Source organism: Vreelandella xerophytica, assembly GCF_968048975.1.
In genome coordinates, this window is the sequence record NZ_OZ309106.1 from 361128 (window position 1) to 377353 (window position 16226).

At 59.2% G+C, this 16226-nt stretch carries 14 protein-coding genes; 9 read left to right on the top strand and 5 right to left on the bottom strand.

Annotation, left to right across the window (positions count from 1 at the left end; all coding sequences use genetic code 11):
* Positions 1-54 precede the first annotated feature (54 nt).
* Genes ACWF8S_RS01745 through ACWF8S_RS01760 form a run of 4 tightly spaced genes read right to left on the bottom strand, consistent with a single transcriptional unit; the run spans position 55 to position 6533 of the window.
* On the bottom strand, positions 55-3279 hold the full coding sequence (locus tag ACWF8S_RS01745) for an efflux RND transporter permease subunit (RefSeq protein WP_447555098.1): 3225 nt from the start codon (positions 3277-3279) through the stop codon (positions 55-57).
* Positions 3276-4457: an efflux RND transporter periplasmic adaptor subunit gene (locus ACWF8S_RS01750; protein WP_447555099.1), complete on the bottom strand. Its 1182-nt coding sequence runs from the start codon at positions 4455-4457 to the stop codon at positions 3276-3278. The genes ACWF8S_RS01745 and ACWF8S_RS01750 overlap by 4 nt, the downstream gene beginning before the upstream one ends.
* Positions 4454-5887 carry an efflux transporter outer membrane subunit gene (locus tag ACWF8S_RS01755; RefSeq protein ID WP_447555100.1) on the bottom strand — a complete coding sequence of 478 codons (1434 nt, stop codon included), beginning with the start codon at positions 5885-5887 and terminating at the stop codon, positions 4454-4456. Before ACWF8S_RS01755 ends, ACWF8S_RS01750 begins: the two co-directional genes overlap by 4 nt.
* A 4-nt stretch (positions 5888-5891) precedes the next feature.
* On the bottom strand, positions 5892-6533 hold the full coding sequence (locus ACWF8S_RS01760) for a TetR/AcrR family transcriptional regulator (protein WP_447555101.1): 642 nt from the start codon (positions 6531-6533) through the stop codon (positions 5892-5894).
* A 130-nt stretch (positions 6534-6663) separates the two neighbouring features.
* Between ACWF8S_RS01760 and ACWF8S_RS01765 the strand changes: the two genes are divergently transcribed.
* Positions 6664-7434 (top strand): MipA/OmpV family protein, encoded by a 771-nt coding sequence (locus ACWF8S_RS01765; protein ID WP_447555102.1) that lies wholly within the window; start codon positions 6664-6666, stop codon positions 7432-7434.
* Positions 7435-7467: 33 nt separating this feature from the next.
* On the opposite strand, the gene ACWF8S_RS01770 is transcribed toward ACWF8S_RS01765, so the two are convergent.
* The gene (locus ACWF8S_RS01770; RefSeq protein ID WP_447555103.1) at positions 7468-9105 is read right to left on the bottom strand and encodes an FAD-binding domain-containing protein; all 1638 of its coding nucleotides are present in this window, start codon (positions 9103-9105) and stop codon (positions 7468-7470) included.
* Positions 9106-9131: 26 nt separating this feature from the next.
* Here ACWF8S_RS01770 and ACWF8S_RS01775 point away from each other — a divergent pair, with 26 nt between their 5' ends.
* From ACWF8S_RS01775 to ACWF8S_RS01810, 8 genes are all read left to right on the top strand, one after another.
* Complete coding sequence (locus tag ACWF8S_RS01775; protein WP_447555104.1) at positions 9132-9434, top strand: antibiotic biosynthesis monooxygenase family protein; 303 nt, start codon at positions 9132-9134, stop codon at positions 9432-9434.
* Between the two features lie 345 nt (positions 9435-9779).
* Positions 9780-9986, top strand: a complete 207-nt coding sequence (locus ACWF8S_RS01780) for a KTSC domain-containing protein (RefSeq protein ID WP_447555105.1) — start codon at positions 9780-9782, stop codon at positions 9984-9986.
* Positions 9987-10065: 79 nt separating this feature from the next.
* A complete protein-coding gene (locus ACWF8S_RS01785) occupies positions 10066-10884 on the top strand; it encodes a hypothetical protein (RefSeq protein ID WP_447555106.1) in 819 nt (272 codons plus the stop codon).
* Positions 10885-11005: 121 nt separating this feature from the next.
* Positions 11006-11710 (top strand): hypothetical protein, encoded by a 705-nt coding sequence (locus tag ACWF8S_RS01790; protein ID WP_447555107.1) that lies wholly within the window; start codon positions 11006-11008, stop codon positions 11708-11710.
* Between the two features lie 116 nt (positions 11711-11826).
* Positions 11827-12294, top strand: a complete 468-nt coding sequence (locus ACWF8S_RS01795; RefSeq protein ID WP_447555108.1) for a hypothetical protein — start codon at positions 11827-11829, stop codon at positions 12292-12294.
* 346 nt (positions 12295-12640) lie between these two features.
* On the top strand, positions 12641-12892 hold the full coding sequence (locus ACWF8S_RS01800; RefSeq protein WP_311958821.1) for a hypothetical protein: 252 nt from the start codon (positions 12641-12643) through the stop codon (positions 12890-12892).
* 292 nt (positions 12893-13184) lie between these two features.
* A complete protein-coding gene (locus ACWF8S_RS01805) occupies positions 13185-14540 on the top strand; it encodes an aminotransferase class III-fold pyridoxal phosphate-dependent enzyme (protein ID WP_447555109.1) in 1356 nt (451 codons plus the stop codon).
* A 17-nt stretch (positions 14541-14557) separates the two neighbouring features.
* The gene (locus ACWF8S_RS01810) at positions 14558-16054 is read left to right on the top strand and encodes a CoA-acylating methylmalonate-semialdehyde dehydrogenase (protein ID WP_447555110.1); all 1497 of its coding nucleotides are present in this window, start codon (positions 14558-14560) and stop codon (positions 16052-16054) included.
* Positions 16055-16226 lie beyond the last annotated feature (172 nt).

Sequence of the window (16226 nt, forward strand, 5' to 3'; positions counted from 1 at the left end):
TTGGCAGCGACGAGCGCCCGTGGACGCCCGTTGGTCAGTTAAACAGCCAGTGGCTCAGTCCAGCACCTCGGGCTCGTTGGCATTCGCCGGGGTGAGCAGGTAGTAGAGCGCGGGTACGACGAATAGCGCCAGCAGCGTGGCCGAGATCAGCCCGAAGATGATCACCAGCGTCAGCGGCCGGTAGCTTTCACTGCTCACGGCCAGCGGCACTAGCCCGACGATGGTGGTCACGGCGGTGGTCAAAAGCGGGCGCAGCCTTCGCGCCGCGCCGGCGGAGGCCGCTTCGGCCACGCTCATGCCCTCCTTGAGGAAGCCGTTCATGGTATCGACCATGATGATGCCGTTGTTGATCGCGATGCCGATCAGCGATACCAGCCCGATCATGGCGAAAAACGAAAACGCGATCCCGAATGCCCAGAAGCCCAGTGCGGTGCCGATGATCGCCAGCGGCATGGTGGCGAAGATGATCAGCGCCTGGCGGAAACTGCTGAACACGATGACCAGCACGCCGACCACCAGCACGATGGCCACCAGCATGGCGATTCCCACCGAGCCCAGCGTATCCGCCGTCTCGGCGGACTCGCCGCCCACCGCGATGCGATAGCCTGCGGGCCAGTCGCGCTGCAGCTCATTAAGGCGGGGCGAAATCTCGTTCATGATCTCGGTCACGGTGCGGCCCTGGTTCTTGGCAAGCACCGTCAACGCGCGTTCACCACCGACGTGGGAAATGGCAATCGCACCTTCCGACTGAACGGGATCGAGAAGCTGGAACATGGCGATGGAGCCGCCGTCCGGAAGGTAGGCGCGCACCCGCGAGAACTCCTCGACATTGCTCGGCCCGCCGGCCTCGCCGGGTTGGCTTGGCCATTCCATGCCGAGGCGAATGTCGAGATCGTCGGTCGCGCCGTTGCTGGCGAAGGTGCCGATGATATCCGAGCTGTAGGCGATGCGGATCTGGGAGGCGAGCTCGTCGTAGGAGATACCGAAGAAGCTCAAGGCGTCGCGGTTGGGGCGCAGCGCCAGTTGAGGTTGCGGCGCGCCCAGGTTGTCGCGCACGTCCACCACGTTCGGGGTCGAGGCGAGCACGTCCTGCACCTGAAGCGACAGTTCCTTCAGGGTATCCATGTTGCCGCCCAGCAGCTGAATCTCGATGGGGTCCCCCGGCGACGGCCCGCTGCTTTCCGGCACCACAAGGAGCTCGGCTCCGGCGACGTGGTCGCTCAAGAACGTGGAAAGCTCTTCGCGCAGCGCTTCCGCCAACACGTAGGAGTCCGCGTCCCGCGCATCACGCGCTTTGAACATCGCCGAAAAGCCGATGAAGTTCTCGGCGTCGCTGGGCTGCAGCGATCCGGTGCCGGCGAACGGGCTCTTGAGCCCCACCAGCTTGCTGATGCTCGCAAAGTAGGGCTTGTCGCGCAGGATCTCGCCGACCTGGTCGGCCACCACCTGGGAGGTCTCCAGCGGCGCGGTGGGCGGAAGCTCGATGTTGATGCCGAGGCGCTCGCCGTCCGCCGGCGGGAAGAGCTCGAGCCGCGCCTGGCTGAACGCCATCAGCGAAACCAGGAACAGCGCGACGGCGCCCAGTACCCAGAGCCAGGCGCGGCCACGGCTGGCCACGATATAGCGGCCGTTGAAACGCTCCACGCCGTCGACGGCGCGCTGGGTCACCCGGTCCGCCAAGCCCGGTTTCTCGTTGTCTTCGGCGCGGCGCTGCTTGCCCAAAAGCGCCCGCGAGAGCGGCACCGCGCAAAGCATCGCGACCACGAAAGAGAGCACAAGACAGATGATGATCGTAGCCGGCAGAATGCGCACAAAAGCGCCCATGGTGCCGCCAATCGACATCAAGGGCGCCATGGCCAGAAGCGTGGTGACCTGGGCTGCGAAGATGGGGACCGCGTAGCGTTTGACGGTGATCAGTACCGCCTGGCCGAAGGTACAGCCATTGCGGTAGATCTCGTCGTGCAGCCCCTCCATCAAAATGATGAAGACATCGATGATCATCACCAGCGCAATCACCATGCCAATGATCACCAGCTCGTTGAGCGAGTAGCCAAACGCCCAGATGACCAGCAGTACGCCGGCAAAGGTGACGGGCACGGCCAGGCCCGACACGATCGCCTCGCGCCAGGAAATAGTGATGAACAGGATGGCGAACACCACCAGCATGGTCTGCAGGGCGCTGACGAAGACTTCCGTCAACGAGTCCCAGATCTGTACGGCGTCGTCCTGAAGCACCGAATAGCTCACCTGGGAGGGCCAGGTGCTGGCCGCTTCCAAATCGGCGAGCGTGGCGCGAATGCGCTCCACCACCTGCACGGTATCGGCGCCCGGCGTCTTGGTGATCGACATCTCCAGCGACGACTCGAAGTCGCGGCCAAGCTCGCTGAAAAACGCCCGCGACTGCTCGGTTTCCTGCATTCGCTTGACCGTGGCGACCTCGCCCAGGGTCAGCGCCCGCGAGCTTTGGTTGTTCTCCAGGCGGGAGATGGGCAGCGCGCGCAGGTCGTCGATATCGGAAAAGCGGCCTTCCAGACGCACCACCGCGCCCATGTTCTGGCTACGCACTTCGCCAAACGGCTGCTCGATATTGGCCTGCTGCACGGCGTCGCGGATGGCGGTGGGCGAAAGCCCCAGCGCGAGAAGCCGCTCCGGGTCGATGAGGATCTGGACGATATCCTCGCGCTCGCCGCCGATGTTGACCTCGTTGATGCCCTGCACTCGCTCCAACGCATCGCGCATCTGCCGGGCCGTCTGGTTGAGCATGGCGGAGTCGGCGCTTCCGTGCAGCGCCAGGGTCAGAATCGGCCGGTCGTCCACCGAGCTCTGGCTGATGTTGGGGCTCTCGACTTCCGAGGGAAAACCCGGCTCCGCATCCGCCACGGCGGCGCGCAGCCGGGTCATGGCGTCGGTGGTGTCGGTCGAGGCATCGAACTCGACGGAGATGACCGACAGCGAATCGAAGGAGGCGCTGTTGACCTTGTTCACGCCGCTGAGCGTGGTGATTTCATCCTCGATCAGGTCGGTGATCTGCTCTTCCACCGAGCGCGGGTCCGCCCCGGACCACACCGTGGTAATGCTCGCTTGGGGGATATCGAGGGCGGGCAGCGCCTCCTTGACCAGTGCCGAGTAGGCGAACAGCCCGCCCAGCAGCATGGTGAGGGTGAGCAGAACGGCGAAGATCGGTTTGAGAAAGAAAAAACGCATCAGCCGGTGGGCGCTGCGCACCTCCTCGGTTTCGCGGCGCGGCGGCGGGGTTTGCTCTACGGCATCCGAGCTCATGGCTGACCCCCGATGAGCGTGACGCGGTCGCCGTCGTTTAGCCGGGTGCGCCCTTCGGTGACCACCTGTTCACCGGGGGAGAGCCCTTCCAGCACTTCGCGGCGCTCGCCGGCCTGCTGGCCGAGCTGGACGCTGCGCTCTTCCACCCGGCCGCTTTGTTCATCGAACACGAACACGAACGCCTGATTGTTCAAGAAACGCAGGGCGCTGAACGGCACGCTCAGCGCATCGGTCATTTCAGGCTCAGCCATCCAGACGGCGACGAAGGCGCCATCCTGCAGGCGCGGGTCGTCCTCGGTCGTGTGAAGGGTAACGCCGAAGGTGCGCGACTGCGGGTCGATGGAGGGGCTGATCGCGTGGATTTCACCGAGCTCCTGACCGTCCAGCGTTTCGGGGTCGAGGTTATCCGCGTTTTGCGGCAGCCGCCCGCCGATGATGGCGCGCGCGCCCACCTCGACGCGGTTGAAGTTGTATGACGGCAGGTCCACCCGTACTTCGAAGCTCGAGGGGTCGATCACCAGCGCCGGCACCGTTTGAAGCGCGCCCTGCTCGGTGGAGGTGTCCACCGTGCCGGGCATGAAGTAGCGGCCCTGTTCGATGTTCAGGCGCGCCAGCACGCCGTCGATGGGCGACACCAGCCGTGACTCCTCGAGCATGATCTCGGCCTGGGCGATCTCCGCGCGGGCGCTGTCGCGGGTGGCCAGCGCTTGCTGGACCTCGACCCGTGCCTCGTCCAGCTCCTGGGCGGAGGCGGAGCGCTGGTTGACCAGTGTCTGGTAGCGGTCCTGGGTGACGCGCGCAAGCGAAAGGCTCGCCTCCGCTTCCTCGAGGGACGCCCGCGCGGAGGCCAGGTCCGCCTCCAGCCGCTGGGGGTCCTGGTGGGCAATCAGCTGACCTTCGGACACCGGCATGCCCTCGCGCAGGTCCTGATCCACGAAGGTCACCTTGCCCTGTTCGGTGAAGTTCAGATACTCCCGGTGCCGGGAGCGCGCAGTGCCCTGGCTATACGTCCACCCCTGCAGGGGCATGACCTCGGCCGGCACCACGCGAACGCTGACCGCCGGCGCCTGCTGAGTCTGTGCGTTTTCGCCTTGCGCTGAAGCCTCTTCCTCATCACGGCCACAGGCGCTCAACAGGAGTAAAAGGGCCAGACCACCGACGATGGTTTTCATGTTCATAACGCAGAAGTTCCTGTAAGAGACGGGTCGAACGTCGAGACGGCGTCAAAGCCCCCGCCCAGGGCGAGGTGGAGGTCGATGCGATTGGCCAGCCGGTCATACTGAGCGGTGATATACGCGCTGCGGCTATCCAATGCACTCTGATAACTCTCCAGCACGTTCAAGAAGGGCTCGATACCCTGGATGTAGCGGTTGAACGAGACGCGCACCGCCTCGTCGGCGTAATCTGCCGCCTCCTCGCTCTCCTCGACGCGTCGGGCCAACAGGTCGTCCACCGCCAGCGCCGTCTCGACTTCGGAAAGCGCGGTGAGCGCCACCTCGACGTAGCCGTAGAACGCCTCGTCACGCTGGCCTTCAGCCACATCCGCTTGGGCCCGCAGGCGTCCGCCCTGAAAGACCGGCTGCACGATGTTGCCGGCAATCGTCCAGATGAAAGAGCCGCTGCTGAAAAGATCCGCCAGCTCGCTGCCCGTGGAGCCCGCGCTACCGGTCAGGGAAAGGGCGGGCAAAAAGGAGCGCTCTGCCGCGGTGAGCCGATAGTCCGCCGCCTGCAGCGCCCACTCGGCCTGGCGCACGTCGGGGCGGCGCGCCAGCAGCTCGGCGGGCACGCCGGCGGAGGGGAACGGCGGTACGGCGGGAAGCTCGCTTTTAGTGACCAGTTGCCCCGCTGGGTAATCCCCCATCGACGTTTCCAGCTGGCGCGTCGCCCGGGCCAGGTTTTCGCGGCGCTGCTGAAGCCCCGCCCTGGCGGAGCTCAGGTTGGCGTACGCCAGGGTCACGTCCGTGGGCGAGACCACCCCGGCATTGGCGCGGTTCTCGACCTGGCGGGCGAACTCCTCGAGCGCCTCGACGGTATCTTCGGAAAGCGCCACCTGCGCCCGGGCCTGGACGATATCCAGATAGAGCGACACGACCTCGGCGGCCAGCGACTGATGCATGCCCCGAAGCTGCTCGCTGGCGGCGAGAAAATCCGCCTGCCCCGCCGCCGCGATGGACGACAAGCGCCCCCACAAATCGACTTCCCAACTGATATCCAGCGAGGCGTTGTGCGTATTGGTGATGTTCTCGCCTTGGCCGCCCGGACGGCGCTGTCGGGCGCTATCCAGCCCCGCGCTGAGCTGGGGAAACAGATCCGCCCGATCAGTACGCGACTGCGCCTCGGCGATACGCGCCTGCGCAATGGCCTGGGCAAGCCCCGGGTTATCGTCCAGCGCGTTGCGCACGAAGGCGTTGAGTTCTTCGTCCTGAAAATCCTGCCACCAGGTGTCCGCGACAAAGACCTGTTGACCGGTCGCTGCCAGAAACGCGCCGGGGAGCTCGACCGGCGGCGGCGGGGAATTCGGGGAAGGCGTGGCCGCACAGGCGGTGAGCAACATTCCCAGCCCACACAGATAAACGAGTCGACTAAAACCAGTGATGGGTATCGGCATATCTTCAGTCCGGTGAAAGTAGGCGTAGCATGACGTCGCGGTGGCTTTGCTTGATCGCGGCAATTTCGCTGGCAGCGCTTTCGCCACCGATGATCATTTGCCAAAACATGGCAAGCACCGCCGGTGAAAACGCCAGGGCGATTTGTTCGGAGGTCAGCGAGGTATGGGGCGCGTACTGGCGTAGATAGGTTTCCAGCACCCGTTGGCGCTTTTGGATGTAGGGTCGATAGGTATGGTGATACCACTGCTGGATGCGATCCGGCTTGCGTGCGCTCTCGACGATCAACAGCCGCATGATGGAGAGTCGGCGCGTCGATTTGCCATCGCCGTAGAGCATGTCCATAAAGCTATCGACGGCGGCTTCAAGCGTGGCGGCGCTGCCTAGCGACCACGGGTCGTCTTCGATGGGCAGCATGATCGTATCGAGCAGCGCCTCCAAAAGTGCTTCTTTGCCTTCGAAGTGCGCGTAGAGCCCCGCTTTGGTGATACCTGCCTTTTGCGCAATGCGCTCGACGGTGGCCCCTTCGAATCCCACCGTGCTGAACGCGTCGAGCGCGGCATCCAGAATGTATTGGCGGCGAACCTCGGGCGGCAGACGCGTGCGCTTGCGTTGAGGAGCCGGGGGCGGTTTAGCGCGGTGCGTCATGGGGCTAAGCGTCGTGAGTCGTAAAAAAGGCTACTATACCTTAACGACCATTTGGTAGTTAAACGATTTGCCCGATCATTGATTTGGACATAGAGTGCATGCTGACTTCGAGCCGCTCAGGATCCAGGACATGATGCATTCAAACGACTATCTCCGCCCGCTAACGCTTGTGCTGGCCATTGGAAGCTGGGCACTTTGCTCATCGGCATCGGCGCAGTGGGAGGGCACGCTGGGCGCCGGTGCGATCTACACCCCGGACTACCTGGGCAGTGACGACTACGAGTGGAACCCCTTCCCGGTGGTGGAAGCGACCTACGACGACACGCTGTTCTTGAGCATTCGAGACGGGATCGGCTGGAACGTCATCAATCAGGGTAACTTGAAGGTGGCGCCTTTTATCGGCTACACCTTCGGCCGTGACGATACCGGCGACCTGAGGCATTTCGAAGAGGTCGACGGTGGCGCAACGGCGGGGCTGCGCGTTAGCTACCGCGGTGCTGGCTGGCGCTACACCGGGTCGGCGGAAACGCCCTTTACCGGCGATATCGACGGCTACCGCCTTGCCTTCAGGGCCCAGCATGTCACGCGCTTGAGTGAACGCACCGTGATGACCTTCGGCCCGGAACTGGCCTATACCAGCGACAAATGGACCGACGCCCTGTTTAGTGTCTCGCCCGCCGATAGCGCGCGCTCCGGCATCGCGGCTTTTGAATCCGACGACGGTGCCTTCACGCTAGGTGCCAATGCATCGCTGAGTTACTACCTGACGGAGCAGTGGTCGGTCACTGGCCTGCTGGGCGTTTCGAAGCTCACCGGCGACGCCAGCGACAGCCCGATCGTCGACGATGTAGGCAACGACGTGCAGTGGCGCACCGGCGCGTTCATCAACTACCACTTCTAGAAAGCGTACGCTGGCGCTTTGGTTAGCCGCGAGCTAGCCACTTTCAGAACCCGACCCGCCGCCGTCAAACAGCGAAAGCTGCTGACGGTGGGCGGGTTTTGTCGTTTTACGCCGGGCGCTGGGGCGGCGCTGGCTGGCCAAGCGCGCCATCAATTCCTGGCTAATGGCCTTGGCCTCCGGGGTGTGGCTCGTCTCATAAATCAGCGTTTTCCAGTGGCGGGCCTCGGTTTCGAAATCATGGGGCAGCGGGTAGTGCTCGCCGGGGATAAACCCGTAACGCTCGCGAAGGCTTTGGGGCAGCGCCCAGGGCTTGGCGCGCCACTCGACGGGCAATACGGTGAGCTCCGGCACCCAGCGGGCGACGAACTCGCCGTCGGGGTCGTTATCTTCGGCCTGCTTGAGGGGGTTGTAGATACGCAGAGCATTGAAGCCGGTTGCGCCGGACTGCATCTGGATCTGCGGGTAGTGGATGCCGGGCTCGAAGTCGGTGAACAGCCTGGCCAGGTGGCGCCCCGGCTCCAGCCAGTGAAGCCCCAGCCCGAAGGTGGCGAACGAGATCAGCATGGCGCGCATGCGAAAGTTGATCCAGCCGGTATCAAGCAAGCAGCGCATGCAGGCATCCACCAGCGGCACGCCGGTTTGGCCGCGCTTCCAGGCGAGCAGGCGCGGATGGTCCGGGTCGCGCTCGCGAAGCCCCTTGAGCGCCGGGTGCAGGGTTTGGTCTTCGATACTCGGCGCGCTTTCCAGCTTCTGAATAAAGTGGCAGTGCCAGTGAAGCCGCGAGGCGAGCGCCCGCAGCGAATGCGCCCAGCGAGTCTCTTCCGCGTGCTTTTCGCGCTGGTGGCGAAGCGACTGCACGACCTCGCGCATGGAAAGCGTGCCCCAGGCCAGGTGCGGCGAAAGCCGCGAGCCGAACTCCCAAGCCAGTAACGGCTTGGAGATCGAGCCGCGGTAGCGCTCGCCGCGCCGGGTGATGAAACTGTACCAGAGCGCCCGCCCGGCGCTGCGGCCCCCGGTTTGGCGGCCGGGGCAGGGCGTTTTATCCCTGCCAAGCGAAAGACCCGCCAGCGCATCGACCGAAAGATGATGAAACGCCTCCCAGCCCGGGGCGGGGCGGGCATTTTGCGGGGCCTTGAAGGGCGGCGCCTGCATCAGCGCTTCCCACTGCGCCTCCCAGGCGGTTTGGTCAGCGCGGCTTTTAAGCCCGCGCACCACACCCACCTGACGCGCTTCCAGCCATTCGGTGCCGTGCGCCTTGCACCACGCTTTTACCTCGCGGTCGCGCTGGTAGCTCCAGGCGTTGCCGGTCTCTTCGTGGGAGTGGAGCGTGAGGGTGCCATAACGCGCCTTCAAGGCATTCAGCAGCGCGATAATTTCACCCTGCCAGAGACACAGCGGCAGGCCGTGCGCGTCCAACGCGTTTGATAGATCCACCAGCGACTCTGCGGCGAACTGCCAGTGGCGCAGGGCGCTGTCCGGCGCCTGCCATTGGCCGGGTTCAATGGCAAACACGGGCAGCACCGGGCCCGCCACGCAGGCAAGGCTGAGCGGGGCGTGATCGTGAATACGCAGATCGCGCTTGAACCAAACCACCTGGATGCCGGTCTTTGCCATACTGTCTCCCAAGGCTATCCGCGCCTGAACCGTGACGTTACCATCGAGTGACGTCACATCACCATTTTCCAAGGAGTAAGCCCATGTATATCGCCATGAACCGTTTTCGTATTGCCCCGGGCCGGGAAGAGGATTTTCTGGACGTGTGGCGCAACCGCGACTCGCACTTGAATGAAGTGCCCGGCTTCAAGGAGTTCAAGATGCTCCAGGGCGATAAGCAGGACGACCACACCGTGTTTATCTCGCACAGCGTGTGGGAATCCGAGGACGCCTTTCGCGCCTGGACGCAATCCGAGGCATTTCGCAAGGCCCACGCCAATGCCAAGTCGCCGGAAGGCATCTACCTTGGCCCGCCGAAGTTTGAAGGGTATGAAGTGGTGCTTTGAGCCTTGAGCCTCAATTACGCATTCGATGCTGCCGCTTACGAGCGGCAGTGTTGTGTGGGGTCTGCCTTAAAAGTCGGCGAGCGTAGGTCTACGACCTATGGCTGACGGCTGTCATCGAATTTACGCGTGACCTAAGGTAAGTTTGTGGATAGGGTATGATTGAACCGGGCAAAACGAACAGGCACGCGAACAGTGGATAGGTAGCCTGGCAATAGGGCAGCGGTATGTGAATCAATACGTTATGGTTTTTGCGTGGGCTGCATAACCTCAATAAATGCGCTGGCGCGTTTATTGAGGTTATGCAGCTGGGTATATAATCGCTGTTAAAATCTCGGGGAGAGCATCATGACTGAGTGGGTTTCTGTAAGTTCAAAAGCCATAAGAAAAATCGGATATGATGCTGCCAGTTTAAGAATGTTTGTCGATTTCGAAGATAGCCATCCGATCTACACGTTCTGTGGCGTTCCAGAATCAGTATTCCATGATTTTATAAGTTCTAGCTCTGTCGGACGCTATTATCACCAAAATATTAAGGATCGATATCAGTGCTGATTTGGGGTTCATTTTGAAGGAAATGATCAAGTTTTTGGCATCACTGAGTGGCTATGACGATTAAAGTTCAGGAAGGTATATGAACAATATAATGGAGATTGATCTCAGCAAAAGGCTTGAGATAAAAATCAATAACAAAAATCCTGTCGACCTGGAAGATTTATCTCTCTCTTTGCTGGCTTTCAACCATCAGTTTCAAAAGTTTGTCGAGTCTGAGACCAATCGGGAAACGGATATAGGCTCCGAATTGCTGATTAAAGAGGTTCGTAGCGGATCAATCATTGTCGAGTTAATTTCCCATGCTGCACCAATAGTACCTCTGCTGTGGGAGGGTGGTTCGTTGGCTCAGTGGTCCAAAGTCGCGGAGGGGATTTGTGGCTGGCTATTGGGTAGAGCAGAGAAACCTCCCAAAGAGCTAACAAAGCAGGATCTTCAAGAGTGGAACAAATTTGTTGAGCCTGTGGCGAAGGATAATGGCTCTCAAATGAACATAAATGTTTCCGACAATGGCAAGGTAATTCAGCAATTTATAATCAATTCTACCGAAGCAAATGCCATGCAGAACCGGATCGGAAACCTGATATCCGACATGGATACCCCTGAAGGGAACATACATACCCGAAAGGTGATGTATTGGTACCAGACAAAGTTTGATCCGAATTCAGACACAGGTAATCGAGCAATCATCGATGACCTCTCAAAATCTGCATTAAAGGTAATTTTCGAGAATAATGAGGTAAAGGATGAAATGCTGCATGCGGAACCAAAATTTGGGAGGCCTTGGCATGAACTCGCTTATGTGGTTGATGTAGAGGTTGAGACTGTGAGGGGAACCCCAAAAATGTATAAGGTTCTGCGCTACTACCCGGAGCATACCTTTGACCCTGACGAAGATTGAGATTTTAACAAATGGCTGTTGTCGGACGTGCCTACGCTGCGCTCCGGCACGCCGCAAAGGCAAGCGTTATGCATAAATATTAATCTCTATCGCCGTTCCATCATTTGAAAAAGATAAAATAATGAGTGATCACCTTAATACTCAAGTTCAGGCAGTAGCTTTAATTAAGTTTTTCAGTAAAGAAGAACATTATTTTTCTTTTAAAAAAGGAACAAATCTTTTCAGAACACCTCATTATTACAGGATGGATGGGAGTGTTGGGAGAGGCGATCGAAGTGAGTCATGTCTTGGTTATTGGGACAAAAGATTAGGCGATGAATTACCAAGCATCATTCATAATGGTGAAAAAATTAATTTTGATAATGCTCAAAGTATTTTAGTCTATCCTGCGGCGGAACAAAAAGACGCATGGTTGCAATCTTGGGCTGCAATAGGTCAAAATAATGATTTTGAAAATTCATTGGAACAAATGCTTAAAGAATTTGGACCTTATTTTATAGTTTTACCTGCTTCTAAAGTCAATGCATATAGACATCTTCTTGCTAAAGCAAGTGGTTGCAAAGTAAATATGGGGTTAGTTGGTTATTCTAATAATCCGTTAGAAAGATCTCTCGTAGTTAAAGATTCCAAATTTAGCTACCAAAAAGAGTTCCGTTTTTTGCTCAGTGAATGTTCTAAGGGTGAAAAGCATGATAAGAAAATTCAGGTGCAAGGGGCAAATAAACTTTTTCTTAAAGCTTCTAGTTTGAAACTAACAGATCCGTCTGGTGAAGTTAAGTGTTGTAGCTTAGGAAATCATAAAGTAGTAACTATACCTCCTGAGTAAGTTTATGTATAACAAGAAAATCAATAGGGACATAAAATGTTGGCTGTGTTTCGCCCCTCAACACTTTAGCCAACAATTTTTAGCCCGTTATTTAGGCGTTAAGAATAGGGAGAACCGTGCTAACAATTACACTCGACGACATCAAAGCTGACTCTGCCGAATTTTTCCGTCGCCATTGGCCGTCCTCCGAAGCGGAAGTGCCAAGGTGGAATAGCACATGGAATTTGGTTGGAACATTGCCAGGACACAACCAGCAAGGCGTATACCTGTTGCTGGGAGAGCATAACGAAGTCCTTTACATTGGGGTTGGCGCATCCTTGGGCGGTGGGAAATATACTGGCTACGGCCTTGGTTCAAGGACGAATCAATATTTTCGAATGGCAGAAGGTCAACGGGGGGTTCCAGTAAAGGACAGAAAGTACGTCCCCAAGAAAAAATGGTCTGACCGCGGAGTGTCTCAGGTGGTTACCTTGGGCCTTCACCAAGACTATGCATATTTAGCTTACGGATTAGAAGCCTTCCTATTGCGGGAGAGAAAGACTCCTTACAATAAAGTCCGCTCGGCCAGGGCATCAAATTCTTAACAAGACGCATCAATATGCGGCCGATGGCCGCCGGAAGCCTTTTTCATTGCGGCTGCGCCTTCATTACAAGGGCGCCGTTGTACGCTGGCGTTAAGCCAAATCGAGATTTCATCCATGCTCCCAGAAAGTACTGCTGTAATAGCTGACGCTTTGTTTGCTAGCGCAGTCTGGTCAGGCGACGCGACATCTCATTTACCTATCAGCTTTTTCTGGCATCACACTGAGAAGAGAAAGATGCCACGCCCATTTTAGAAGGCGTCTCGCGCTATCTACGGAATTGACATGCATTATCAGGCTCATCACGATGCACGCTTGAAGTCTCACATGAAGTTACGAGTGGCAGAAAATGGCGAAACCCAATAAAAAGGGCCCGACAAAAACGATCGATATCTTTTGTAAGAACTGCGGTGCCCAGCTGTTCAAATATCGCAAAGGGGGCAAGGGGGCGCTGGTGAAATGTTTCAAAGAACGCATTGTGGAAGACTTCACCGCCTTGGCTTGTATATGCCCTCAATGCGAAAAAGCGTTCGCACGCGAGACCTTGGTGCGCGGCACGCCAGCGTATAAATTTATCGGTGGAAAAGTGTGGTTTAAATAACGTTTCAATTCTTGAACCTGTTGGCTCAGTGGCTACTTTGAATGGGCTATCGATAGGTGACGGGAGAAACTTGCGACTAACCTTCATTAATTAAGATGGAGGTCGCAGGTACAGCGTTGCCAACAGGGCTTCGCACATTGTCTGCCCGACGTTTATAGCGGTCATGATCATTGTTCAAAACGTGGATTCACGTATAAATTTCCTAACGTGAACTAAAGAAAAGTCATATTTGATAAACGTGAGCCGTAACGCATGCTGGCTTCATATCCCCATCGCTATGGAGTTTGCCACCATGACGGATCTCTCCACGACCTCGCATGCCCCCGCCCAGCAGGGCGTCAAAGAAACGCTGAACCAGCACTATTGGATGCCGTTCAGCGCCAACCGCGATTTTCGCGCCCACCCGCGCGTGATTACCGGCGCCGAGGGACGCTATTACATCGACGACCAGGGGCGTAAGCTGTTCGACTCGCTCTCCGGGCTTTGGACGTGTGGCGCGGGACATAACCGCGAAGAGATTCAAAAAGCCGTCTCGAAGCAGCTGGGTTCGCTGGATTTCGCGCCGGGCTTTCAGCTTGGCCACCCGTTGGCGTTCCAGTTGGCGGAGAAGATCGCCAGTCTCACGCCCGAGGGGCTCGACCACGTCTTTTTCACCAACTCCGGATCGGATGCGGCGGATACCTCGCTCAAGATGGCCAGGGCCTACTGGCGCTTGAAGGGCAAGCCGGAGAAAACGCGCCTGGTGGGTCGCGCCAAGGGGTATCACGGTGTGAACGTGGGCGGCACCAGCATGGGCGGCATTGGCGGCAACCGTAAGCACTACGGCCAATTGATGGACGTCACGCACCTGCCGCACACCCTTCAGGCCGGCCACGCCTTCACCAAAGGCCAGGCCGAGACCGGCGCGGAGCTGGCCGATGCGCTGCTCGATCAGATCGCGCTAAATGATGCCTCGAACATCGCGGCGGTGATCGTCGAGCCGATGTCCGGCTCCGCCGGCGTCATCGTGCCGCCGAAAGGGTATCTCGAGCGGCTGCGCCAGATCTGTACCGAGCACGATATTCTGCTGATTTTCGATGAAGTGATCACCGCCTTCGGGCGCAGCGGTGCGCGTACCGGCGCCGAGGCGTTTGGCGTGACGCCGGACATCATGAACGTCGCCAAGCAGGTCACCAACGGCGCGGTGCCGATGGGCGCGGTGATCGCCAATAGTGAGATCTTCGATACCTTCATGCACGCAGGCGGCCCGGAGCACGCCATCGAGTTCGCTCACGGCTACACCTACAGCGCCCACCCGGTGGCCTGCGCGGCGGGGCTGGCCTCGCTCGAGATGCTCGAGCGTGAAGATTTCCCTGCCCAGGTGCGCGGCATTGCCCCGGCGTTCGAAGAAAAGCTTCATGCGCTCAAAGGCCGCGCTAACGTGGTGGATATCCGCAACTACGGGCTGGCCGGGGCCATTCAGCTATCCCCGCGCGGTAATGATCCGACCATTCGCCCGCGCGATGCCCATATGGCACTCTGGGAAGCCGGCTTTTACGTGCGCTACGGCGGCGATACGCTGCAGTTCGGCCCTCCGTTCGGCACGACCGAGGCCGAGCTCGAGCGGCTGTTCGATGCGTTAGCAAGTACCCTGGATTCGTTGGCATAACCGATTGGAGTAAAGCGATGAGCGTTGTTTCTCATTTCATCAACGGCGAGCGCGTCGAAAGCCCGCGCACGCTGGACGTTACCAACCCCTCGACCGGCGAAGTGATTCGCCAGGTATGTGATGCAAGCGCCGAGGACGTCGAGCGCGCAATCCAGGCCGCCCAGACCGCGTTCCCGGCCTGGCGCGACACGCCCCCGGCCAAGCGCGCCCAGGTGATGTACCGCTTCAAACAGCTGCTGGAAGACAACCAGGAGCGCCTGGTGCAGCTCGTTAGCGAAGAGCACGGCAAGACGCCGGAAGACGCCCTGGGCGAGCTCAAGCGCGGCATCGAGAACGTCGAGTACGCCTGCGGCGTGCCGGAGCTTTTGAAAGGCGAGTACTCCCACAACGTGGGGCCAGGGATCGATGCCTGGTCGAACTTTCAGCCGCTGGGCGTAGTGGCCGGCATCACGCCGTTCAACTTCCCCGCCATGGTGCCGCTCTGGATGTATCCCATGGCGATCGCCTGCGGTAACTGCTTCATTTTGAAGCCCTCGGAGAAGGATCCGTCCTCCACCATGGCCGTGGCCGAGCTCTTGAAAGAGGCGGGTTTGCCGGACGGCGTGATGAACGTGGTCCACGGCAGCCGCGAGGCGGTGGAAACGCTGCTGGATGCCAAGGCGGTGAAGGCGGTGTCGTTCGTGGGTTCCACCCCGGTGGCCGAGGCGATCTACAGCCGCGGTACGGCCAACGGCAAGCGCGTTCAGGCCCTGGGCGGGGCCAAGAACCACGCCGTGGTCCTGCCGGATGCGGATCTCGAAAACGCCGCCAATACGCTGATGGGCGCGGCGTTCGGCAGCTGCGGCGAGCGCTGCATGGCGATTTCGGTCGCTGTGTGCGTGGGCGATGAAACCGCCGACCGGCTAGTGGACGCCATGCTGCCCAAGATTGCCGATCTCAAGGTCGGCCCCGGTACCGATAAAGGCCTGGATATGGGCCCGCTGGTCACCGCCGAGCATCGCGACAAGGTGCTGAGCTTCATCGAAGAGGGCGTGAGCGCCGGGGCGAAGCTGGTCGCCGACGGTCGCAAGCTGACCGTGAAGGGCCATGAGAACGGCTACTTCGTCGGCGGCTGCCTGTTCGATAACGTCACCGCGGATATGCGCATCTACCAGGAAGAGATCTTCGGCCCGGTGCTCTGCGTAGTGCGCGTGGGTAGCCTGGATGACGCCATGGCGCTGATCAACGATCACGAGTACGGCAACGGCACGTGCCTGTTCACCCGCGACGGCGAAGCGGCGCGCCGCTTCACCGACGGTATCGAGGTCGGCATGGTGGGCGTTAACGTACCGCTGCCCGTGCCGGTGGCCTACCACAGCTTCGGCGGCTGGAAGCGCTCGCTGTTCGGCGACCTGCACGCCTACGGGCCGGATGCGGTGCGCTTTTACACCCGGCGCAAGGCGGTGTCTCAGCGCTGGCCGTCGGTGTCCGAGGCCACCCGCGCCGAGTTCTCGTTTCCTGCCAATCAGAACTGATCTCAATTTTTTATCGAAATGATTTTTGCACCGCCTATAAGGCGGTGTTTTTAATGCACAAAGAAAAGTACTGTAAGGCAACAGCATTGGGCCTTTTGTGATACCAGGATTAGCGTCATAGGTGAATATGCCAATAGCCGGTTATCTTTTTCATTGAACCTATGGGGCCTGT